The organism is Thermoanaerobacterium butyriciformans, from assembly GCF_017874545.1.
In the GTDB taxonomy this organism is placed as follows: Bacteria; Bacillota; Thermoanaerobacteria; order Thermoanaerobacterales; family Thermoanaerobacteraceae; genus Thermoanaerobacterium; species Thermoanaerobacterium butyriciformans.
The window spans coordinates 84770-93306 of the sequence record NZ_JAGGLT010000010.1 but is presented as its reverse complement, the minus strand read 5'-3'; the positions used below and the strand labels follow the sequence as shown (position 1 = coordinate 93306).

The 8537-nt window shown below is 35.2% G+C and carries 3 protein-coding genes and 1 CRISPR repeat array; all 3 genes read left to right on the top strand.

Annotation, left to right across the window (positions count from 1 at the left end):
* Nucleotides 1-65: 65 nt before the first annotated feature.
* Nucleotides 66-6503: a CRISPR direct-repeat array (repeat unit 30 nt; unit sequence GTTTTTAGCCTACCTATAAGGAATTGAAAC).
* An 89-nt stretch (nt 6504-6592) separates the two neighbouring features.
* The 3 genes from J2Z80_RS05725 (at nt 6593) to cas1b (ending at nt 8535) form a co-directional block, all read left to right on the top strand.
* On the top strand, nt 6593-6772 hold the full coding sequence (locus J2Z80_RS05725) for a hypothetical protein (protein WP_192401955.1): 180 nt from the start codon (nt 6593-6595) through the stop codon (nt 6770-6772).
* A 276-nt stretch (nt 6773-7048) separates the two neighbouring features.
* Complete coding sequence (gene cas4, locus J2Z80_RS05720) at nt 7049-7546, top strand: CRISPR-associated protein Cas4 (RefSeq protein ID WP_209453533.1); 498 nt, start codon at nt 7049-7051, stop codon at nt 7544-7546.
* The gene (cas1b, locus tag J2Z80_RS05715) at nt 7543-8535 is read left to right on the top strand and encodes a type I-B CRISPR-associated endonuclease Cas1b (protein WP_209453532.1); all 993 of its coding nucleotides are present in this window, start codon (nt 7543-7545) and stop codon (nt 8533-8535) included. Before cas4 ends, cas1b begins: the two co-directional genes overlap by 4 nt.
* The last annotated feature ends 2 nt before the right edge of the window (nt 8536-8537 follow it).

Genomic DNA, 8537 nt, shown 5'->3' with positions numbered 1-8537 from the left:
TTTTTAGCCTACCTATAAGGAATTGAAACGCTACATTCAATGCTATATCTAGCGCAAAAGCTGTTGTTTTTAGCCTACCTATAAGGAATTGAAACAGAACTATCTAAGCGAGAAAAATATTGTCGAGGCGTCTGTTTTTAGCCTACCTATAAGGAATTGAAACGCTACATTCAATGCTATATCTAGCGCAAAAGCTGTTGTTTTTAGCCTACCTATAAGGAATTGAAACTAGTTTGCTCTCATGAACTCGGACATGCTGTACTTCGTTTTTAGCCTACCTATAAGGAATTGAAACAAGTGTGTTGGGTCTATATTCCCATGATAACAACTAGTTTTTAGCCTACCTATAAGGAATTGAAACTTGCTTGGCGAACCTCCAAGAATTACAGCCGGAGAAGGTTTTTAGCCTACCTATAAGGAATTGAAACTCTGACTAATAATTGAATTTAATCCCGTTGAAATAGCGTTTTTAGCCTACCTATAAGGAATTGAAACTAGTTTGCTCTCATGAACTCGGACATGCTGTACTTCGTTTTTAGCCTACCTATAAGGAATTGAAACAAGTGTGTTGGGTCTATATTCCCATGATAACAACTAGTTTTTAGCCTACCTATAAGGAATTGAAACTAAAATAATATCATTAAAAAGCACTCGCAAGAGTGTTGTTTTTAGCCTACCTATAAGGAATTGAAACTAGTGCGTTTTATTCTTTTTCTTTTCCCTGTGGCTGGTTTTTAGCCTACCTATAAGGAATTGAAACCACCCCCTGTGGCTGTACTACAAGGTTAAGGCCCTGGTTTTTAGCCTACCTATAAGGAATTGAAACGTTGCAATTCTGCTTCTTTTTAAATCCTGTGCTATGTTTTTAGCCTACCTATAAGGAATTGAAACATATAATAAATACCTTGTACTTAAAAAAGCGTCCTGGTTTTTAGCCTACCTATAAGGAATTGAAACCCGAATGTTATCCAGTCACATTTCAAGGCATAGGCATGTTTTTAGCCTACCTATAAGGAATTGAAACATCAGCAAAGTAATGTTGCTGACAGTGCTAATAAAGGTTTTTAGCCTACCTATAAGGAATTGAAACTTACCATCTGTGAGAGGAGAAAAGAAACAAGGAGGGAGTTTTTAGCCTACCTATAAGGAATTGAAACACACGACAGCATTTCAGATGGAATTTGCCGAAGCGGGTTTTTAGCCTACCTATAAGGAATTGAAACAATATCAAGGACTATTGTTAGATGTATCATCTTTATCGTTTTTAGCCTACCTATAAGGAATTGAAACCGAAAAAGACGGAACAAAGCACTATGTCACAGAGGTGCGTTTTTAGCCTACCTATAAGGAATTGAAACTCTTTCTGCCTGTTTTTTCTTCTACAATTACCTCATCGTTTTTAGCCTACCTATAAGGAATTGAAACATGATATTGGAAGAAAAATTGCACCGCTTACAAGAGGTTTTTAGCCTACCTATAAGGAATTGAAACCATATAATAATACTCAAAATGCTAAAGCTCTTGCTGTCGTTTTTAGCCTACCTATAAGGAATTGAAACACACCAAGACTAACCGCAGTCATAATTCCCAAAATCGGTTTTTAGCCTACCTATAAGGAATTGAAACTACGTAACCGATAATTTTAAGTATTTATGTTCATTAGGTTTTTAGCCTACCTATAAGGAATTGAAACCAAGATGTATATACAAAAGAAGCAGATAAAGACGCACGTTTTTAGCCTACCTATAAGGAATTGAAACTATGCTCTCTATACAAGTCATCTGCTAATCTTTGCAGGTTTTTAGCCTACCTATAAGGAATTGAAACAAAGCACGTCTCAAAAAGGCATATTCACTCCCAAAATCGTTTTTAGCCTACCTATAAGGAATTGAAACTTTCCCATTCAAAACCTCTTTACAGGTTCAAGCTCGGTTTTTAGCCTACCTATAAGGAATTGAAACATTTCTTTACTATTTCATCTTCATTTTCTTCTATCCGGTTTTTAGCCTACCTATAAGGAATTGAAACCTTGTTCCCAAGTATAGGACGCCAAATCGTTCCAAATGTTTTTAGCCTACCTATAAGGAATTGAAACTATTTTTTCAGCCACGTTCTAAACCATTCTGCTACTGTGTTTTTAGCCTACCTATAAGGAATTGAAACCAAAGCAATAGCGTCTAAGAATGGCATAAAAGACCCGTTTTTAGCCTACCTATAAGGAATTGAAACTTAAATTTTTGTGCTTCTTTTTTTAAATCTTTATAGTTTTTAGCCTACCTATAAGGAATTGAAACTTTTTTTGAGTTGATATGGATTAATACTATGCGTTGATGTTTTTAGCCTACCTATAAGGAATTGAAACATACCAATTATCAGCATTATTCTTGGCGGCTACTTCGTTTTTAGCCTACCTATAAGGAATTGAAACTACAATAGGTCAGGAAAGATACACTATGACAAGTCTGTTTTTAGCCTACCTATAAGGAATTGAAACTTTGGTCTATTCAAGAAGCTATGGCCAAGAATTTGAGTTTTTAGCCTACCTATAAGGAATTGAAACTGATGTTTCGGCGAGTGCTTATTTATTAAATGACGAGTTTTTAGCCTACCTATAAGGAATTGAAACAGCTAATGATGTCAGTAACATTGCCGAATGCAACAGTGTTTTTAGCCTACCTATAAGGAATTGAAACAAACGATGTACCGGATATTCAAGGCAGGTGCTACGAGGTTTTTAGCCTACCTATAAGGAATTGAAACATTTCTTGGCGTGTGTGTATATATATATCTGCTGTGGGTTTTTAGCCTACCTATAAGGAATTGAAACTACAAAAATCATATCCTGCATTTTTAAATTCTTTCGCTGTTTTTAGCCTACCTATAAGGAATTGAAACAAGATAATTTTTGTGTAGAACCATCAATTAGAATAAGTTTTTAGCCTACCTATAAGGAATTGAAACATATACATAATAATAATAAGTATCTAACAATTCGTTTGTTTTTAGCCTACCTATAAGGAATTGAAACACAATTATACCGAGTTGTTTTAAAGGCTCTACTTCGCCGTTTTTAGCCTACCTATAAGGAATTGAAACTAGAAAAACAGGTACAAAGGCAACGGGTCAAGTTAAGTTTTTAGCCTACCTATAAGGAATTGAAACATGCTGAATATGTTTTTCCCGAACCACTTGGTCCTGGGTTTTTAGCCTACCTATAAGGAATTGAAACCATCTCAAAAATGTAGTGTATGTGGACATATTGATGGTTTTTAGCCTACCTATAAGGAATTGAAACTCCTCTAGTGCTTGCAAAAGTCTTTTTTCTACATAGAGTTTTTAGCCTACCTATAAGGAATTGAAACTACAATGCCAACATTGGTCCGCTTATTTGATACGGATGTTTTTAGCCTACCTATAAGGAATTGAAACCCCTCATCAGTAAGTCAATCCATGCCTGTCCTCTTGAGTTTTTAGCCTACCTATAAGGAATTGAAACAATGACAGCGACCAGAACATAATCGATTATTTAACGGTTTTTAGCCTACCTATAAGGAATTGAAACTTTGAACCTGTCAAAGAAACAAAGCGATACTGGCAGTTTTTAGCCTACCTATAAGGAATTGAAACTTGCAGCGAGTATTTTTGCTTCATCTATTCCTTTTTGTTTTTAGCCTACCTATAAGGAATTGAAACTCGCTTCCTTTTCAATATTTTCTGTACCCAGATAATGTTTTTAGCCTACCTATAAGGAATTGAAACAGACATGGATGCATTGATATATGGCTTTTTGGCTGGGTTTTTAGCCTACCTATAAGGAATTGAAACTTGACGAAGGCAAAGAATTTGATGAAAATGGCGAAGGGTTTTTAGCCTACCTATAAGGAATTGAAACTGACTAATACGTCTCTTTCTATATCAGGATTGTTGTGTTTTTAGCCTACCTATAAGGAATTGAAACCCAACTTGTTTTGTCTGGCTTAAGTGATATGACTTTTGTTTTTAGCCTACCTATAAGGAATTGAAACATATATCTTCATTTAAAACTTCATGCGTGATAGGTTCGTTTTTAGCCTACCTATAAGGAATTGAAACATAGACAGTGCAGCCGTAGTATACGGACAAATTGATGTGTTTTTAGCCTACCTATAAGGAATTGAAACAATGACGAACAAGTTGCAGACTTCACAGTTGGAACAGGTTTTTAGCCTACCTATAAGGAATTGAAACTTTCATCATAACTTATTAAGCCGCTTGCTATTGCAAGGTTTTTAGCCTACCTATAAGGAATTGAAACTGCGATTGATTGGTAGGTTATCTTTTCCTCTTTTTGGTTTTTAGCCTACCTATAAGGAATTGAAACATTCTGTTATAGTTTTGTATAGCTCGTCTATTTCAGTTTTTAGCCTACCTATAAGGAATTGAAACTGCGATTGATTGGTAGGTTATCTTTTCCTCTTTTTGGTTTTTAGCCTACCTATAAGGAATTGAAACATTCTGTTATAGTTTTGTATAGCTCGTCTATTTCAGTTTTTAGCCTACCTATAAGGAATTGAAACCAGAGAGACAAATAGCTGCAGCTTTCGGTATAAAACTGCGTTTTTAGCCTACCTATAAGGAATTGAAACAAAATTGTGAAGCATGAGATCTTATCCCTGGATTTTTGTTTTTAGCCTACCTATAAGGAATTGAAACGAATTACATTCAGGACATATTAATTTTCCATTAACTCGTTTTTAGCCTACCTATAAGGAATTGAAACCAGCATCAACAGACACTCAAACACCTACAACACAGACGTTTTTAGCCTACCTATAAGGAATTGAAACGCGATCACTGGCACTGTAAATACTGCCGGCACTGTAGTTTTTAGCCTACCTATAAGGAATTGAAACGAGCCTGTATTAGCTTCTTTGATTTCTTGGTCTTTCAGTTTTTAGCCTACCTATAAGGAATTGAAACCGCCTCCCATAAGCCCTATCAGCCATGTATATATACCAGTTTTTAGCCTACCTATAAGGAATTGAAACTGATATAATAGCAGAAGCAGGAATAACTGCGACATTAAGTTTTTAGCCTACCTATAAGGAATTGAAACGATACTATGTATGGGAATATGGAAGGATTATCGGCTCGTTTTTAGCCTACCTATAAGGAATTGAAACTCAAGTCTAATATATATTCACTAACGGAAATTCCTTTGTTTTTAGCCTACCTATAAGGAATTGAAACGCTAAATAGAAAAATATTGTGGCATCTCTAAATACATGTTTTTAGCCTACCTATAAGGAATTGAAACAGGAGGAATAAAAATGTTAACAGCCATATTATCAAAAGTTTTTAGCCTACCTATAAGGAATTGAAACTTCAAAAATAATTCCGTCTTGATTGTACCGTTTTTACAGTTTTTAGCCTACCTATCAGGAATTGAAACTATAGAATACCATCAGCAAAGCCTTCCTTAACTGCTACGTTTTTAGCCTACCTATCAGGAATTGAAACAACAGAAGAGATGATATGTCCATACTGCGGTTACACAGTTTTTAGCCTACCTATCAGGAATTGAAACTCCGTATGGAGATGCCCTATATGACGACCTCCGCAGTTTTTAGCCTACCTATCAGGAATTGAAACTTTCCTGCCAAGCAGGTTGAGCGTAAGTGGCGTTTCCGCGTTTTTAGCCTACCTATCAGGAATTGAAACCCTCTACGGGCACCTGAAAAGAGGGTTAATATAAGGTTTTTAGCCTACCTATCAGGAATTGAAACAATGGCGGTATACAAGAAACATATGTGATTGAATTAGGGTTTTTAGCCTACCTATCAGGAATTGAAACCCATTACAAAAAGTATGAATATTTTGTTAGCTTTCAGTTTTTAGCCTACCTATCAGGAATTGAAACAAGTTGTTATGGGACACACTAGGGCAGCCACAAAAGGGTTTTTAGCCTACCTATCAGGAATTGAAACCCAGCAATGAAGTCAAAATCAATATCCATTTTTTCAGTTTTTAGCCTACCTATCAGGAATTGAAACATGCTTTTGGTGAGCTTTCGCCAACAACGCAGAAAGTGTTTTTAGCCTACCTATCAGGAATTGAAACCATAAGGCATAGTTGCTCCATCGGGTACATGATCATGGTTTTTAGCCTACCTATCAGGAATTGAAACAATATATTGGGTAGGTGGTTTATTATGATTTCTATTTGTTTTTAGCCTACCTATCAGGAATTGAAACGCGATAACGTATCTGTCAGGAACACATGAAATTTTTGTTTTTAGCCTACCTATCAGGAATTGAAATTAGAGACCTTATGGCAACAGCCTGTCCGGGAACAAAAGTTTTTAGCCTACCTATAAGGAATTGAAACCTGATCCTAAAAATGATGCTATATATATTAAATTTTCCGTTTTTAGCCTACCTATCAGGAATTGAAACTTTGGCATACCAATTGCAGTTGCTGGCTTGAGATAGTTTGTTTTTAACCTACCTATAAGGAATTGAAACAGGTATTCTTTTATGTCGTCGTATTCTTCTTGAGTAAATTATTAGCCTATCTATAAGGTACTGAGATATAAAATTTTGGAGGAGTAAAAATGATGCCTTTTATTCCGAAAGAACTTGCACCGTATTTAATTATTGTAGAAGATGGATATAAATTAAAAGAATGTGCACCTGATAATGTTAAAAAGATGTTCCTTGTGTGGGTTAAAGAAGTTAAAAAGCTTGAATCAGAACAAGTTAGTTTTTGTCCTACTTATAAGGAATTCACATAAGAGTGGTGAGTTTTTATGTAAATAAATAAAAAATTAAACAATGATATTGTTGGGCTAAAAACGGTAGAGAGGGCACTATTCTGAAAATATATGACATCAAAAATTTATCAATAGGCTATTATGTAGAGTTATCCGAACATGATGGTGAAATAATTACAGTAACAGATGAACAAATAGATAAAATTATATGGGAGATGCCTCAAAGATTTTGATTTGTTATGTAATAAGTGAAAAACATTTTTATGATATAAAACATATATACAAGAAGGTGTTCTTATGTACGAAGAGGTAACAGGTTCATTGATGCAAAGTTATAATATATGCAAAAGGCAGGTGTGGCTCATGGCCCACCAGATAATTCCTGATCAAGAGCATCCGTATTTGGAAATGGGACGCTTGATCGATGACATATCTTATGACAGGGATAGAAAGAAGCTAAACTTTGAAAATGTTGTTATAGATCTTGTGAGAAATGACAATGGCAACCTGCTAGTAGGGGAAGTCAAGAAGAGCTCTAAGGCTGAAAAGAGCGCAAAGATGCAGCTTCTTTTTTATTTATATAAGCTGAAGCAAAACGGTATTGAGGCAAAAGGACAGCTATTTTTCCCTGAGGAGAGGAAAAAGATTGATGTGGGACTTACCAGTGAGTCGGAGGCAGAAGTTGTAAATGCTATAAATGAAATAAGGGATATTATAAATATGGACAAAGCGCCTAGTTTTGAAAAGATACCTTACTGCAAAAATTGTGGATATAAGGAGTTTTGCTTATCATGAAAAAGCCTGTTTACATTTTTTCAGACGGTGAATTGCATAGAAAAGACAACACATTGTATTTTGAGGGTGAAAACGGCAGGAAGTTTATCCCTGTTGAAAACACGTCAGAAATAATGATTTTTGGTGAGGTCAGCCTCAACAAAAGATTCCTTGAGTTTATCTCACAGTCAGAGATAATACTTCACTTCTTCAATCATTACGGCTACTACGTTGGATCTTTTTATCCGAGAGAGCATCTGAATTCTGGTTACATGATATTAAAGCAAGCAGAATATTACATAGACGAGAAGAAGCGGTTGTATATTGCTCAAAAGTTTGTAGAAGGTGCATATAGAAACATACGCCAAGTTTTAAAGTATTATCAAAACCGAGGCAAAAACTTGGATGACATTATTTACGCTATAGAAAGATTAGGCGATTTAATAGATGGTACATCTGATATAAATGAGCTTATGGCTATTGAAGGAAATATAAGGGAGTATTATTACAAATCATTTGATGAGATATTGGGAAATAGTGATTTTGAGTTTGATGTAAGAAGCAAAAGGCCACCGAAAAATTCTTTAAATGTTCTTATAAGTTTTGGAAATTCTCTTATGTATACAAAAGTACTAAGCGAAGTTTATAAGACACATTTGGACCCTAGAATAGGGTATTTACACTCTACAAACTTTAGGAGATTTACTCTAAATCTAGATGTATCAGAAATATTTAAGCCAATCGTGGTAGACAGGGTGATATTTACAGTTGTGGGGAAAAGTATTATTAAAAAAGATGATTTTGACGGTGATGCAGAAGGACTCTTGCTTAAAGATAGAGCAAAGATGGCATTTATAGAGGAATACGAAGATAAGCTTAAGACGACGATAAAGCACAGGACTCTAGGCAATAATGTCTCATACCACAGGCTTATACGGCTTGAGCTTTATAAACTGGAAAAACATCTTATGGGTGAAGAAGAATATCAGCCATTTGTTGCTCAATGGTAAAA

Excerpts from the sequence above, each read along its gene's own strand:
- J2Z80_RS05725 (WP_192401955.1), top strand. The coding sequence starts at position 6,593 with ATGATGCCTTTTATTCCGAAAGAACTTGCACCGTATTTAATTATTGTA.
- cas4 (WP_209453533.1), top strand. The coding sequence starts at position 7,049 with ATGTACGAAGAGGTAACAGGTTCATTGATGCAAAGTTATAATATATGC.
- cas1b (WP_209453532.1), top strand. The coding sequence starts at position 7,543 with ATGAAAAAGCCTGTTTACATTTTTTCAGACGGTGAATTGCATAGAAAA.